Origin of the sequence: Paenibacillus mesophilus (assembly GCF_005938385.1) — a bacterium.
Lineage (GTDB): Bacteria > Bacillota > Bacilli > Paenibacillales > NBRC-103111 > Paenibacillus_AB > Paenibacillus_AB mesophilus.
Genome location: NZ_VCRA01000020.1, coordinates 19,702 through 34,098, shown reverse-complemented (window position 1 = coordinate 34,098; position 14,397 = coordinate 19,702). Strand labels below are relative to the sequence as shown.

Annotated in this window: 16 protein-coding genes; 8 read left to right on the top strand and 8 right to left on the bottom strand. The window is 54.0% G+C overall.

Annotation, left to right across the window (positions count from 1 at the left end; genetic code table 11):
* Positions 1-68: 68 nt before the first annotated feature.
* The 4 genes from FE783_RS27090 to FE783_RS27075 all read left to right on the top strand — a co-directional run bounded on the left by FE783_RS27090 (position 69) and on the right by FE783_RS27075 (position 3,360).
* Positions 69-953, top strand: a complete 885-nt coding sequence (locus FE783_RS27090; protein ID WP_138882504.1) for a hypothetical protein — start codon at positions 69-71, stop codon at positions 951-953.
* 228 nt (positions 954-1,181) lie between these two features.
* Complete coding sequence (locus tag FE783_RS27085) at positions 1,182-1,874, top strand: TVP38/TMEM64 family protein (RefSeq protein ID WP_138882503.1); 693 nt, start codon at positions 1,182-1,184, stop codon at positions 1,872-1,874.
* A gap of 16 nt (positions 1,875-1,890) precedes the next feature.
* Positions 1,891-3,006, top strand: coding sequence for an aminopeptidase (locus FE783_RS27080; protein WP_138882502.1), 1,116 nt, complete (start codon positions 1,891-1,893; stop codon positions 3,004-3,006).
* A gap of 105 nt (positions 3,007-3,111) precedes the next feature.
* Positions 3,112-3,360: an HPr family phosphocarrier protein gene (locus FE783_RS27075; protein ID WP_138882501.1), complete on the top strand. Its 249-nt coding sequence runs from the start codon at positions 3,112-3,114 to the stop codon at positions 3,358-3,360.
* 472 nt (positions 3,361-3,832) lie between these two features.
* Here the strand turns inward: FE783_RS27075 and ald are convergent, their stop codons facing one another.
* The gene (gene ald, locus FE783_RS27070) at positions 3,833-4,942 is read right to left on the bottom strand and encodes an alanine dehydrogenase (protein WP_138882500.1); all 1,110 of its coding nucleotides are present in this window, start codon (positions 4,940-4,942) and stop codon (positions 3,833-3,835) included.
* A gap of 102 nt (positions 4,943-5,044) precedes the next feature.
* Positions 5,045-6,292 carry a PucR family transcriptional regulator gene (locus tag FE783_RS27065; protein ID WP_138882499.1) on the bottom strand — a complete coding sequence of 416 codons (1,248 nt, stop codon included), beginning with the start codon at positions 6,290-6,292 and terminating at the stop codon, positions 5,045-5,047.
* Between the two features lie 168 nt (positions 6,293-6,460).
* Between FE783_RS27065 and FE783_RS27060 the strand changes: the two genes are divergently transcribed.
* Positions 6,461-6,754 carry an Fpa/YlaN family protein gene (locus FE783_RS27060; RefSeq protein WP_138882498.1) on the top strand — a complete coding sequence of 98 codons (294 nt, stop codon included), beginning with the start codon at positions 6,461-6,463 and terminating at the stop codon, positions 6,752-6,754.
* 237 nt (positions 6,755-6,991) lie between these two features.
* Here FE783_RS27060 and cax read toward each other — a convergent pair whose 3' ends face one another.
* Positions 6,992-8,053 (bottom strand): calcium/proton exchanger, encoded by a 1,062-nt coding sequence (gene cax, locus FE783_RS27055; protein WP_138882497.1) that lies wholly within the window; start codon positions 8,051-8,053, stop codon positions 6,992-6,994.
* Between the two features lie 224 nt (positions 8,054-8,277).
* Here cax and FE783_RS27050 point away from each other — a divergent pair, with 224 nt between their 5' ends.
* Entirely contained in the window at positions 8,278-8,658 is a 381-nt protein-coding gene (locus tag FE783_RS27050; RefSeq protein WP_138882496.1) for an Asp23/Gls24 family envelope stress response protein, read from the top strand.
* A gap of 91 nt (positions 8,659-8,749) precedes the next feature.
* Here the strand turns inward: FE783_RS27050 and FE783_RS27045 are convergent, their stop codons facing one another.
* The 4 genes from FE783_RS27045 to FE783_RS27030 all read right to left on the bottom strand — a co-directional run bounded on the left by FE783_RS27045 (position 8,750) and on the right by FE783_RS27030 (position 11,519).
* Entirely contained in the window at positions 8,750-9,307 is a 558-nt protein-coding gene (locus tag FE783_RS27045; RefSeq protein WP_138882495.1) for a DJ-1/PfpI family protein, read from the bottom strand.
* Between the two features lie 159 nt (positions 9,308-9,466).
* The gene (locus FE783_RS27040) at positions 9,467-9,964 is read right to left on the bottom strand and encodes a GNAT family N-acetyltransferase (protein ID WP_338015910.1); all 498 of its coding nucleotides are present in this window, start codon (positions 9,962-9,964) and stop codon (positions 9,467-9,469) included.
* A gap of 18 nt (positions 9,965-9,982) precedes the next feature.
* The gene (gene ftsW, locus FE783_RS27035; protein WP_138882494.1) at positions 9,983-11,152 is read right to left on the bottom strand and encodes a putative lipid II flippase FtsW; all 1,170 of its coding nucleotides are present in this window, start codon (positions 11,150-11,152) and stop codon (positions 9,983-9,985) included.
* 19 nt (positions 11,153-11,171) lie between these two features.
* Positions 11,172-11,519, bottom strand: a complete 348-nt coding sequence (locus FE783_RS27030) for a YugN family protein (RefSeq protein ID WP_138882493.1) — start codon at positions 11,517-11,519, stop codon at positions 11,172-11,174.
* A 232-nt stretch (positions 11,520-11,751) separates the two neighbouring features.
* Between FE783_RS27030 and FE783_RS27025 the strand changes: the two genes are divergently transcribed.
* A complete protein-coding gene (locus FE783_RS27025) occupies positions 11,752-12,933 on the top strand; it encodes a M20 family metallopeptidase (RefSeq protein WP_138882492.1) in 1,182 nt (393 codons plus the stop codon).
* A 92-nt stretch (positions 12,934-13,025) separates the two neighbouring features.
* A complete protein-coding gene (locus FE783_RS27020) occupies positions 13,026-13,463 on the top strand; it encodes a CBS domain-containing protein (RefSeq protein ID WP_138882491.1) in 438 nt (145 codons plus the stop codon).
* A 171-nt stretch (positions 13,464-13,634) separates the two neighbouring features.
* Here FE783_RS27020 and FE783_RS27015 read toward each other — a convergent pair whose 3' ends face one another.
* On the bottom strand, positions 13,635-14,363 hold the full coding sequence (locus tag FE783_RS27015) for a thermonuclease family protein (RefSeq protein ID WP_138882490.1): 729 nt from the start codon (positions 14,361-14,363) through the stop codon (positions 13,635-13,637).
* Positions 14,364-14,397: the final 34 nt, after the last annotated feature.

The window sequence follows — 14,397 nt, the reverse complement described above, 5'->3', positions numbered from 1 at the left end:
CAATCCATTCCGGGGAAACGCTAATGCTGAACGGTAAACGCTCAGCATCGTTATTCAGGAGGGATTTCATGCTTAAGAAACGAAATCGGAACCGGTTTCGGCGATTCGCGTTCGCCCTGATCGCCTGCGCGGCGGGTATCGTGCTGATCACGTCCTGCTCGCTCACGGGAATACAATCCGATCCGGACGAATTGCTGAAGCAGACCATATCCGGGTTATCCGGGACCGACAATTTCAGATTCGAAGGGACGACCAACGTTTCGGTCGGCGGCTTGCCGATGCAGACGGGGGGCGCGTTTCAAGGAGTAGTGACCGGACATAACCGGCTGTCCATGGCGTTCGACCGGTACGGGGGGGGCGGCTCGGAAGCGCTCGGATCGGCGAAAGCGGACCGGGAGGCGAATCAAGTCGTATTCAACCGCAAAGAAAATGAGTGGGTATTGGCGGAGTCGGGTTCGGAGGAGAGCGCCAATCTGCTGCTGCCGTGGAGCCCGTTGTATAAGCTGGAGCAGCTGAATGCGATGAAGAAGCGGGTGGAGAGCGCGAGGGACGAAACGGAGAGCCGGTTGACCGTGCTGACGGTTACGCCGGACGCCGCGGAGACGACCGATGCGGTCAGAAAGCAGCTGGCCCGGCAAGCCGGCGTGCTCGACACGGATAAGAAGCTGGCCGATCTGCGGACGAAGCACGGGTTGTCGGAGCGCGAAGCGGCCCGAATGAAGGGCGAGCTGGACCAAAACGTGCAGAAGACAAGGCGGCTCATCGATGAAGCGAACGGCTCCCTGCAGGCGAATTCCGTATACCGGATATGGGTGGACCGGGTCAGCAGACTTCCGCAAAAAATGCAGATCGAGACGGAAATGATCTATAATGCGGACGGCGGGCAAAAACGGGAAACGACGCTAATCGATTACAAATTTACCAGCTACGATAGCCGCGCAAACGGTACCTGATGCGCTGCCGAGCCGAACGGTCAAGCTGCGCGGAAGCTTGCCCTCGTTTCCATTTACAACTCCCGATTCCGTGATACAATGAATAAAGCTTCTGGTCGACCGCGATTCATTCGGATGCACAGCAAACGATTTTGGGGCCGGACGGGGCTTTTTTCCTTTTATTTCGGGTAGCGTCGGGTTGCCCGGTGGGCGAATGGGGAGCAGGGCAAACAAGGAGGGCTTATCGGATTGAACAACATTCGTCTCGGTTGGAAATTCACCATTCCGCTCGCCTTGTTCGGGGCGGTCGCCTATTTCGTCCTATTCACCGAACCGGGACGGGAGCTGCGGCACGGCAATGTCGAGCAATTGGCCGATCTGCTTCATTCTCTCGGCATATTTGCGGTGCTGGCGGGAATGATGGCCATTTTTTTTCAAACCTGGTTCCCGTTCATCCCGTTCGTGCTCATAGCCGGTGCGAATGCTTACGTGTTCGGCTTGTACGGCGGATTTGCGATTAATTACGCGATGTCATGCGTTTCCGCGGCGGCCGCTTTTTTCATTGCGAGGTATGTCGCTCACGACTATGTGGAGACGAAGCTGGCTAAATACGCTTACGTTCGGTCATTCAACCGAAAGGTTGCGCATAACGGCTTCTTCTACACGCTGCTTTGCCGGCTCATGCCGGTCATTCCTTCGTCGCTCGTCAATTTCGGCGCCGGTGTTTCGAAAATCCGGTTCCGGCCGTTTTTTGCCGCTACGGTCATCGGCAAGCTGCCGATCGTATGGATGGAGACGCTGATCGGTCATGACCTGATCCGGTTCAAAGAGCATAAAGGCCGGCTGATGATCGTGTTGCTGCTGTTCGTTCTGCTGCTTTGGCTGGGCCACTGGGTGAAACAGAAATGGACCGCCAAGCGTGACGATACCGATCCCATCTAAGGAGATGATTCCGCTTATGAGAGATTCCCGCCTGCAAACTTTGGCCGCCAATCTGGTCGGCTATTCCGTGGACGTGAAGCCCGGCGAAAAAGTGCTGATCGAAATGATCGGCTCCGAGCGGGAAATTGTCCGTTGTCTCGTAGAGGAAGTTCACGCCAAAGGCGGATACCCTTACGTGCTGTACGAAGACCGCGCCGTTCTAAGCTCGTTGCTCCAGTCGATTACGAAAGAGCAGCTCGAGCATTGGGCCGAGATGGATTTGCGCCGGATGGAGCAAATGGATTGCTACATAGCCGTCCGTTCGGGAGAAAACGTTAACGAAATGTCCGACGTTCCGAGCGACAAGCACGATTTGTACAAAAGCATTTATTACAAGCCGATCCATCTGGAACGCAGGGTCAAGAAGACGAAATGGGTCGTCCTGCGCTACCCGAACCCGTCGATGGCTCAGCTGGCCAATATGAGCACGCGCGCATTCGAGGATTTTTACTTCGACGTCTGCAATTTGGATTACCGGAAAATGGACGCGGCGATGAATCCGCTAGCCGATTTAATGACCCGTACCGACAAAGTGCGAATCATAAGCCCCGGTACCGACCTGTCGTTCTCGATCAAAGGCATCGGCGCCAAAAAATGCGCGGGACACCGCAACATTCCGGACGGGGAAGTATTCTCCTGCCCGGTGCGGGATTCCGTCAACGGGGTGCTGTCTTACAATACGCCAAGCGTCAACTCGGGCATTACATTCGAGAATGTCCGCTTCCGTTTCGAGAACGGCAAAATCGTCGAAGCGACGGCGAACGATACGAAACGGTTGAACGAGGTGCTGGATACGGACGAAGGCGCGCGCTACATCGGCGAATTCAGCCTAGGCTTCAATCCGCACATTTTGCATCCGATGAAGGATACGCTGTTCGACGAGAAGATCGACGGCAGCCTTCATTTCACTCCGGGCCAAGCGTACGAGGAATGCGACAACGGCAACCGGTCATCGGTGCATTGGGACCTGGTGCTGATCCAGCGGCCCGAATACGGCGGAGGAGAAATTTATTTCGACGATGTCCTGATCCGTAAAGACGGCCGTTTCGTCATTCCGGAGCTCGAAGGGCTCAACCCCGAGCATTTGAAGTAAGCATATTCAGGCAAAATGATCGTTGCGCGAATACGCGTTCTTCGATAAGATAGTAATTAAATACGGAAGTCGGACTAGTGCCGCTTCTACTTGGAGGGATTGTTCATGACAAGCGCAAGCAACGCGGCAATCGTAGAAATTTCGCAAACAGCCAACAAATTCAGAGCTTCCATCGTTCTCCAATATGAAAATAAATTCATCGACGTCAAAAGCATACTCGGCCTGTTTACGACTTTGCTCGATACGGGCACTTACGATTTGCACGTGCACGGTCCCGACGCCGCAGAAGCGACGACTGCAATGGTGGATGTGTTCAAGAAGCATAGCTTGATCGTAAACGTAGTAAGCGAGTAATCGTTATATAGTTGGCTTTAAGATGAGAAAGGCTGTCCCGATCAAAATCGGGACAGCCTTTCTGCATGAAATATCAGTCGATTTCTACTAATCAGTTGAATATGGGTCTGTACGAACCAAACTTCACTATTACTGAACTTTAATGCGCTATTTACTTGCCAGATGGGCGAATTCGGGAAGTAGCGAACCAAATTTTACTATTACTGAACTTAAGTTCAGTAATAGTTACGCCAGGTTCACTAATCGTCAAATTCCCGAGAAATGGAGCCAGATAGCGCAATGAGGTTTACAAATAAGCAAATACGGTTCGTTGTTCACCTGACATGCCTTACGTTAACTTTGTTAAATGGCTAAAGCGAAGTATGAGCTTCTGAAGAGCATGGCAAACTTCCGGTTTTCGGAGTGAGAGTAGCGGTCGCTCACCCTTTGAAGTAGTCGTTTTTCTTTAGACCTCAAGCACAATCTGTGCGGATCAAACCGCCTGCCCGACGGGGACGAACGCGTAGCCCAAATCTTTGGCAACCGCCGGATGCGTGACGGCCCCCCGCATCGTGTTGACGCCGCTCAGGAGCGCTTCGTTGCGTGACAGTGCAAGTACTCCGTGATTGGCGATTTCGAGCGCGTAAGGCAGCGTGGCGTTGGTCAGGGCCATCGTAGAGGTACGGGGTACGGCACCCGGCATGTTCGCTACCGCGTAATGGACGACTCCGAATTTTTCGTAAGTAGGGCTGTCATGGGTTGTGAGACGGTCGACGGTTTCGAATATGCCGCCTTGGTCGATCGCGACGTCGAGGATGACGGAGCCCGGCGACATCGAGCGGACGGCGCTTTCCGGGACTAGCTTCGGTGCTTTGGCACCCGGAATGAGGACCGCTCCGATAACGAGATCGGATTCGGCTACCGCCTCCGCAATATGAAGCGGATTGGACATGAGCGTATGGATTTGCGTGCCGAATATGTCGTCGAGCTGCCGCAGCCTCTCCGCGTTCATATCGATGATCGTAACGTCGGCGCCCAGCCCGATCGCGATTTTGGCCGCATTCGTGCCGACTACGCCGCCTCCGATGATCGTCACTTTTCCGCGCTTCACGCCGGGGACGCCGCCGAGAAGAATGCCTTTGCCGCCTTTTGGCCTCTCCAGAAATTGCGCGCCGATTTGCGCGGCCATCCGTCCGGCCACTTCGCTCATCGGAGTGAGCAGCGGCAGCGTGCGGTTCACTTGCACCGTTTCGTAAGCGATGGCGGTCACGCCTTTTGCTGTGAGCGCTTTCGCAAGCTCCGGCTCGGCCGCCAGGTGCAAATAAGTGAACAAGATCAGCTCTTGCCGGAAAAACCGGTATTCTTCGGGCAGCGGCTCCTTCACTTTCATGACCATGTCCGAACGGTCCCATACATCGGAAGCTTCGGCGCACAGGACGGCGCCCGCCGCCGCATAATCTTCGTCGCGGAAGCCGCTTCCGGCGCCCGCATTGTTCTCGATCCGGACCTCGTGCCCGGCTTTGGCCAGCGCCATTACTCCGGCAGGCGTAATCGCCACCCGGTTTTCGTTGTTTTTGATTTCTTTCGGTATGCCGATTCTCATGTTTTCCAGCTCCCCCGCACGTTATCGATACAAGTATACGTGCGAACAAGCCGTACGGCTTCGTCCCGAACCGAGAAAAAAAGAGACCGGGCTTGTGAAAAATCACAAAGTCTCCGGGCTCCCGCTCCATTTATCCGTTTTGATATCCAAAAACAGCGTTATTCGTTGATCGGTGTTCGTGAAATCGATCCCTCCGATATCCGCGATCCGCTTCAGCCGGTATGCCAGCGTATTCGTGTGCACATGAAGCGCGTCGGCCGCCTCTTTGGCGTTTCCGCCGGCAGCGAGAAACATCTCCAGCGTTTCGAGGAGATTGGCATGATGTTCCCGATCGTACGCACGAAGCCGTCTCAAGCACGGATTCTCATACCGGTGCAGCCGCTTCTGTTCGAGAAAGTAAGGAAGATAGCGATAATAGCCGAGCTCGTGATAATGGACGATCGTCCCTGTCTCCGCGGGGAACTGTGCCTTGATCTGCAGCACGGTCAGCGCTTCGCGGTAGCTTTGTTCGACGGAAGTAATTTCTTCATAGACGGCGCCGATGCCGGCTTCGAGCGGCGGGCTGGCGAACCGGTCGTTGATTTGTTGGCAAAAGGCCGTTACGAACTCCGCCGCATCCGCGGAAAAACGGGCCGCATTTGCGCTTGCCACGAGCACGATCAGCTGATTGCCGGTTATGACATGAAACACCGGGCGGACCCGCTGCGTCGTCGTAACGATATAATGAATTTGCTGATGGAGCGTGTCGTTGACGTCGGAGCGGAATTGGAACACGGTGACGCAAAACGTTCCGGGAAGCCGGATGCCGAGCGCCTGGGCTTTCGAGTTTGCCTGCTGAATCGTCTTATGGTGGCCGGTCAGAAGCTCCCAGAACAAGTCGCGGCGCTCCTCGTCCTCTTTGCGCCTTTGCGTCTGCAGCCGCAGCAGCTTGATTTTTGCGGCGCCGGCCGCCATTTTTAATTGGTATAGCGCCTTTTGGTCCAACGGGCGGTATGCCTCGATCGCCCATATATAGCCGAGGACATGATTGTCCTTGCGTATCGAGACGGCGACACGATCGCCGAGCCCGACTTCGCCGATCGATTTCACACGCAGCGGCTCGTCGCTTTCCATCAGGCGGGGGATGACGCCGTCCTTCCATAGGCTGCCTATAACATTCTCGGGTACCCGCCTGCCGATAATGGTGGCGATTCGGGCCGCGTCCGTATGCAGATCATGCTTGCTGTAAGCGAGCAGGCGATGGTTTGCATCTTCGATCGTAACGGGCGCTTCCAGCACTTCGCCGATCGTATCGGCCAAAGCTTCCAAATGATCGAAGCTTCGGTTGAAAGGATTCGTTTCCGCGTTCATCCGCGTGCTCCTCACTGTGTATAGGTTCGATCTTATTGTATCGGCTGGCCCGTGCGGATTCAATCCGAAAAATCGGGCATTCGTTTCTTATCGCTTGTGTAATCGCCGGTTTTCGTCTATCATAAGCTTATAGAAGCTGGATGAGCTTTGCGCAAAGGGGGAAACGGGATGTCTTCATCGGACGTCATGGACAGCTTGCACCAGAAAGCGTTGACGCTTCTTCAAGAAGATGCGGACAACATCGAGAAGCTGATTCAAATCCAGATGGAATCGTTAACGAATCGCAGATGCCCTCTTTATGAAGAGGTGTTGGATACACAGATGTATGGGCTCTCCCGGGAAATCGACTTCGCGGCGCGCGCGGGACTTATTTCCGAAATAGTCGGCAAGAGCATCTTGAGCGAGTTGGAGCGCAAGCTGGCCCAATTGCACGAGGCGTTGGCCAAAAACAAAGACGAGTAGCTCCCGGCGAGCCGCTCGTTTTTTTATCCGAAAGAATAGAGGAACTATGTTCCGTTAAACCCGCCGGTTTCCGGCACATCCATCAAATAAAGGAACTTCATTCCGTAATCCTCCCGATTTTCATGGAAAAACGCAGCAAGGAGGCTGAATTACGGACGTGAGTTCCTTTATTTTTGGAATATACGATTTTCGCAGGCGAATAGCGGAACACAGTTCCGTAAACCGTAGCCGGCCGATTTACACGAGGAAAAACGCGATCCCCAATATGACATAGACGACCAGCAGCAGCACGCCTTCGTACCAGCTCGTCGACCCGTCCTGGGAAATGGACTTGGCGATCACCGCCGATACCCCGATTGCGGCGAGCTCGTAAGTGGTGAAGACGATGTTCATCGTATTGCCCATGAAATAGCTGACGAGAACGAGCACCGGGGCCACGAACAAGGCGATTTGCAAGCTGCTGCCGATGGCGATTTCGACGGCGGCGCCGATTTTGTTTTTCATGGCAAGGAAGATGGCGGCGCTGTGCTCCGCAGCATTGCCGATGATGGCGATCAGGAATGCGCCGACGAACAGCTCGGACAAGCCGAACTTGTGCGTAAATTCCTCCAGCGTACCGACGAGCCATTCGCTGATGAAAGCGACCATGACGGTGGCGAGCAGCAGGAACAGAATGGATTTCCCTTTGCTCCAATTCATCTCGTGCGCGTTCGCATCCTCGACGTGGACAGAGGCGGTGTCGCTCAGCTCTTCCTTGTGAGTAATCATGGAGAAGAGCAGCCATAGCACATAAGCCAATATCAGAATGACGGCGACAACGAGGCTGAGCGTGTCCGTTTCCTTGGTGGTGAAGCTTTTGGCAAACAGCGCCGGTATGAACAAGGCCACGACGGACAGCAGCATCAGAGACGCGTTGTAGCCCGCCAGCTTGACGTTGAAGTTTTGGACTTTATATTTCAAGCCCCCGAACAACACGCTGAGGCCGAGAACGAGCAGCATGTTGCCGATGATCGAGCCGGTGATGCTCGCCTTGACCATATCGTGCAGGCCGTCCTTGACGAGGAAAATCGCGATGATCAGCTCGGCCGCATTGCCGAACGTAGCGTTCAAAAATCCGCCGACCCGCTGACCGGCATAGTGGGCCACGCTTTCCGTCGCTTTTCCCATGAAGCCCGCGGCGAATATGACGGCAATACAGCACAGGAAAAATTGCAGCGTGCTGGACATCCCGCTGTAATGGGCGATTGCGCTAACGGCGAAGCTTGCAATCAAAATGGCGTAAAACAGCTTTTGTTTCATATCCATGCTCCTTCCGACTTGTACCAGTGTTCCTTAGGAACTTTAACCGAATTACCGACCTATTCCGTTAAAGTTCCTTATTGTTCCAAATCCTATTCTACTATAAAGGAAAAATTTGAAAATGCATAGAACAAATGAACGATTTCCGAACGTTTCCCGTTTGGTTGCGAACCGACCTCCGGACAAGGTACAATGGAAATATTCGTATACAAGGAGTGAGACGAATGTCCGTTGACAATCAAACGGGAATGATCCGCATTTCCGATGACGTCGTAGCTACGATCGCCGGACTGGCCGCACTTGAAACACCGGGAGTCGCCGCCATGTCGGGAGGCATTTCGGAAGGATTGGCAAAACGGCTCAGCGGGAAAAACGTGCAGAAGGGCGTATCCGTTGAAGTCGGACAATTGGAAGCGGCGATTGATTTGCGCGTAATCGTCAATTTCGGTTCGAAAATACAAGAGGTTTGCCGCCAACTGCAGGAAAACGTGAAAGAAGCCGTGGAAAACATGACGGGATTGAACGTAGTGGAAGTCAACGTGAAAGTCGAAGGCGTCGCTTTTAAGGAAGAGGAAGCGGAAGAAGCGGCTGTACGAATCAAGTAATGAACGGGCGGTGCTTAGGCACCGCTTTTTTGTTGTCCAGGTTCATCCTAAAAAATAAAGCGGCGCAACTGCGCCGCAACATTTTACAAAGTCAAGCCCGAACCAACCTCAGAAACTCGCGCATGAAGCCGGGCAAATCCGGCCAAGCATGGCCGGAGACGATGTTCCCGTCCACGCAAAGCGTTTCTTTCGCGTAAGAGGCGCCGAGGTTCTCGACGTCCGGTCTGCAAGCCGTGTAAGCGGTCATCGTGCGGCCTTCGAAATAGCTGTTGTTCTTCAGGGCGGCGAGCACGAGAGCCGCGTGGCAGATCGCGCCTACGGGCTTATTCGTTTCGAAAAAATGGCCCACGATGCGCGGGATGTGCTCGTTCAACCGGATATATTCCGGCGCCCGGCCTCCCGGGATAATAAGGGCATCGAACTCGGCCGGGTTGACATCCGCGAACGAAACGTGAGACTCCAGCTGATAGCCCGGTTTTTCCGTATACGTGTCCCATCCTTCGAAATCGTGCACGACCGTCCGCAGCACTTTCTTGGTCGGGGAAGCGACAACGGCTTCATACCCTTCTTCCAGTACGCGGTACAGCGGGTAATATACTTCCAGCGATTCCGCAGCATCCCCCGTGATGATCAAAATTTTTTTGGACATCATTTCACGCTCCTTTGCTCGGATGAAAGTCGGGTCATTCCTATGTAACCTTGCAAATCTATCATGAAACAGAGATGCCGCCTTGTAAAGAGGGGGATTTTGTAACATTTTGTAAAATGGGAACACAAAAAAGCGGCGCAGGAGCGCCGCATAAGTGAATTATTCCGGTAACGTCAGTTGGAAAAAGTGAACGTCCTGCCAAGCGTCGAACTTGTAGCCGACTTCTTTAAAAACGCCGATCGGCACGAAGCCGAATTTATGGTGAAGCCGGACGCTCGTCTCGTTGCCGCCCGTAATAGCAGCGATAATGACATGAAAGCGGCGTTCCCGAGCGATGCCGAGGATCCTTTCCATCAGAGCCGTCCCGATACCACTTCCGCGGAAATCTTTATCCAAGTAAATCGACAGTTCCGCCGTGCGGCTGTAAGCCGGCTTGCTTCGAAAGGCGGTTAAGCAGCAGTACCCCGCGACGCAACCATCCCGTTCGGCCACGATGAGAGGATAACGTTCGCCGAACTGCGCGAACCATCCTTCGCGTTCATCAATCGATTGGACTGCAAGATCGAAGGTGGCGACGGTATGCACAATCGCATCGTTGTAAATGTCAAGCAGCTTTAGTAAATCTTCCCGCACCGCGTAGCGTATCGAAATGGACACTACGCACCCCTCCGTCCGTTATCTATGTCTTCGTTCCTTATGCTCCTTATGTTCCTTGTCCGTCCGGGTATATTCTCTGGAAATGCTGAGCAATATGCCGATGCTGCACATCGTAACGAGCAGGGATGAGCCTCCGGAACTGATGAGCGGCAGCGTAATCCCTGTCATGGGGATCGTGCCGGTTACGCCCCCCATATTGATCAGCGCCTGGATGCCGATTAATCCGATGATTCCGATCCCGGCCAAGTTCCCGAACGTGTCGGGACATCGCAGAGAGACGATAATGCCTCGCCACAAGAAAGCCAAATAGAAGAGCAAAAATAAAACGGTGCCTACAAAACCGAACTCCTCGCCGATAATCGCGAAGATGAAGTCATTGTAGGCTTCCGGCAAATAATGCATCTTCTGAATGCTTTGGCCGAAGCCCGCGCCCATGACCTCTCCGTGCCCGAAGGCATATAACGATTGCACGATCTGATAGCAGACGTCCTTCTCATCGAACCAAGGATCGAGATAGCACGATATACGATCCATCCGATAGCCGAGCGACTTGGACGACAGCATGTACATCGTCAGGACTAAGGAGGCAATAACGGCAATCGACCCGACAGCCAGAAAGATGTGCTTTAGGTTGGCGCCTCCGACGACGATGACGAGCGAAGCGGCCATAACGAGAATCATCATGGACCCGAAATCGGGCTGCAGCATGATCAGTCCGGCAACAAATCCGACGATAATGACTGTCGGCAGAAGCCCCTTCTTCAAGTCGCGGAATTTCTCGCCTTTCTTGCTGATCAATAAAGATAAATAAAGGATGACGGCTACTTTGGCAAATTCCGAAGGCTGCATACTGAACCCTGCTATATTAAACCAGCTCTTCGCGCCATTCGCCTCGATTCCGAAAAACGGAACCAGGATAAGCAGTACCAGCACCATGATAAAGGCGGGGCGCAGCAGAGGCTTAAGCTTGCTCGCCGGAATATTCATAAGAAAAAACATGCCAACCGTGCCGGCGACGGCAAAGATGGCTTGTTTCTTCACGAAATATAACGGATCGTTGTTGAACTTTTCCTTGGCTAGCGCGATTACGGAGCTTGCGCTGAAAACCATGACAAGCCCGAAACCGACGAGCAGAAACGTAAGCAGCAGCAGCATGAAATCCGGAGTGCCCCTACGGGGTTCGTTCATAACGGTTCCGCCTTCACGTTTATTCGCTCAGCTGCTTTTTCAATTCGGCCAGCTTCGTGTTCGCGATTTTCAGAACTTGATCCGGAATCGGGGAGTCGTAATCGAGACCGTGCGGGAATGTGCCGCGTCCGATATAAGCGTCTTCCAGCGTCAAAATCGCGTACGGGGATTCCAGCTTGCCTTCCACAACTCTCGCGTTGAACCGCAAAAAATACTCGTCGTTCGTCGGTTTATATTCCACTTTCAAATCGTATGTAGCGCGGTAATATTCCCATTGCCAGCGAATGAAGCCGATCTTGGTCGATACGCTGTCCAAATGAGCCAAATCGCTTTTCAAGCCTTTCAGTCCTGCATTTTCGATAATCACGATAGGGAACCTCCTGAGCGTTCATATAAAGTATTTCCGGCAGGCGTGCAATCCTTTATCCATGATAGTATGTTTCCCTTGCATGCGCAAGCCTATTAGGAATCCGAGATTTTAAAATTTGATGGCGATCCCGACGCGCGGATGAAACGGCTGTGCCGTTTTGGTACAATGAAATCAGTAAACCGTTAAGAAACTGTAACGTAATCATGCAACTGTCGGGAGTGGAGAAAGCATGAACAGCCTATCGGAAAAGCTGCAGTCGATGTTCGCGGATATGGTGGCATGGCGCCGCCATCTGCATCGCCATCCCGAACTTTCTTACGAGGAGAAGCGCACATCCGTATTCGTGGCGGATTTGCTGAAGCAATGGGGCGTCGAGGTCAGGGCGAACGTCGGCGGGTACGGGGTCATCGGTACGGTGCGCGGAGCGAAGCCGGGCCCGACGGTAGCGCTGCGGGCCGACATGGACGCTCTGCCTATACAAGACGAGAAAACGTGCGAATATGCATCGACCGTCCCCGGCGTCATGCATGCATGCGGACACGATGCGCATACGGCAGCGCTGCTCGGGGTGGCGAAGCTGTTCGCCGGGAAAAGGGGAGAACTGGCGGGGACTATAAAGCTGCTGTTCCAGCCCGCGGAAGAGCTGAGCCCGGGCGGTGCGGCACCGATGATCGCGGACGGGGCGCTGAAAGGAGTCGATGCCGTTTATGGGGTTCATCTGTGGACGCCGTTTCCGGCTGGCAACGTGTATTCGGCCGCGGGTCCGGTCATGGCGGCTGCCGACGAATTTGTCATTCAAATCAAGGGCAAAGGCGGTCATGGCGGATTGCCCCACGAGACGGTGGACAGCATTATGGTCGGGGCCCAACTTATCGTAAACCTGCAGACGATCGTCAGCCGCAGTATCGATCCGGTCGAGCCGTGCGTCGTATCGGTAGGGAAAATCCAGGCCGGCAACGGCTTCAATGTTATAGCGGAATCGTGCTGCATCACCGGGACCGTACGCTCGTTCGATGTTCGCGTAAGGGATCGGATCGTGGAACGAATGGAGCAAATATGCGCGCGAACCGGAGAGATGTACGGAGCCGATATTAAGCTGGACTACAAGGTCGGGTATCCTCCGGTCGTCAACGACGAGGCGGAAACGGAACGATTTTTTCGCGTTGCCTCTCGACTGTTCGGTGCCGATCGGGCGGTTCGCAGTCCGCTGATCATGGCGGGCGAAGACTTCTCGTACTACTTGCATCACGTTCCCGGCTGCTTCATGTTCGTGGGAGCGGGCAACGCGGAAGGGGGGATCGTCGCGCCTCACCATCATCCGCGGTTCGACATCGACGAGTCGGCCATGCTTCAGTCGGCGGCGCTGCTTTTCTCGATGGCGGAAGATTATTTGGAAGCGAACCGCCGCTAAGGAATGGAACAAACTCACAGGTATGCCCTCCCTGTACCCGGAAAACCTAAAGATGCAATCCGTCAACATAAGCAGAAGGAGGAGGCTATCCGGTGAAAACGATAAAAGATATCATGAGTACCGATTGCGTTACGGTTACGCTCCAAGATAATCTTTACGAAATCGCGGTGAAGATGAAGCAGAACGATATCGGCTTCGTCCCCGTAGTCGAAGGCAAGAGGCTGATCGGAGTCGTAACGGACCGCGACTTGGTCGTTCGCGGCTATGCCGAGAAGCATTCCGGATCCACGGCGGTGGAGGAAGTGATTTCCAAAGACGTGACGACGGTCGCGCCGGACACGACGATCGACGAAGCGGCGAAGCTGATGGCGCGGGACAAAATTCGCCGTCTGCCGGTCGTAAGCGGCGGCGAGCTTGTCGGAGTCGTAGCGATTGCCGACTTGGCGGTACGGGAAATTTTCGTGAACGAAGCCGGCGAAGCGTTAAGCGAAATTTCCGAGAATGTCGACCATATGGCTTCGGCACGTTAATTCCGAAGTCCACCTGAATACACAAAAAAGAGAGACGGCATCCGTGTATCGTGCCGCTCTCTTTTTTGTCGTTTAGAAAATTATGCGAAGCTAATTTCCACGGATAACGGGGGCTCCCCCAAAAGTAATCGGAATCGGCATCGGAGGCCAGCATCACTTTTGGGGGATTTCTCACTCCCCCGCTTTCCGGAATCCGGCCTCTTCGGCCGCTTCCTCGGTACAGAACATCATCTCGGCTTTCGTCTGACTGTAAGACTTTCCGCCGGGGAGATGATAAATTTTCTCGTTTTTGGAATTGATGTTGCCTTTGATTTGAGGATCTTTGCAGGAGGCTGCGCTTCCCGTCTTGTTCGGACCGCTTTTGGCGTCTCCGCCGCCCCATAAGCCTTTGCCTTTGTTCCGCGCTTCCCGCTCGGTCTCTACGAACGTTTTGGCAAACATGACGTTCGGCGGAATCGTCATCGTGTTGGCATAGCCTTCCTTGAGCATCGTCTCGTTGTACATCTCCGCGCTGCCTTTGACGAACACGTAGCGGAGCAGCCGTCCGTATTTGTCTTTATCCCCGGCGTCGGCAAACAAGTATACGGTTTTTCCGGTCAGCTGTTTTTTCGAATACGCGCTTGCTTCCTTGCCGTATTTCTCGACCGGACTGTTCGGCTTGACCGTCTCGGGCGTATTCATGCCGATTAGCCGGACCTTCTCGCCCTTATCCGTCTCGAACGTATCCCCGTCGACGACCCTTTTCACTTCGGCGGTCGTGTAGGACCGGCCTTTCAGTTCAGGGTAGCGGCTCCATATTCCGTCCATGCCGTCCGCTCCGCCGCTCGCGGCAGGCGAGCCGCAACCGGAAAGCAGCAGCGCGAATAGAAGCAGAATACGAATCGGTTTGAAATGGTGCATGTGCGGTTCCTCCCCCGTATGTTCAATCTCTATA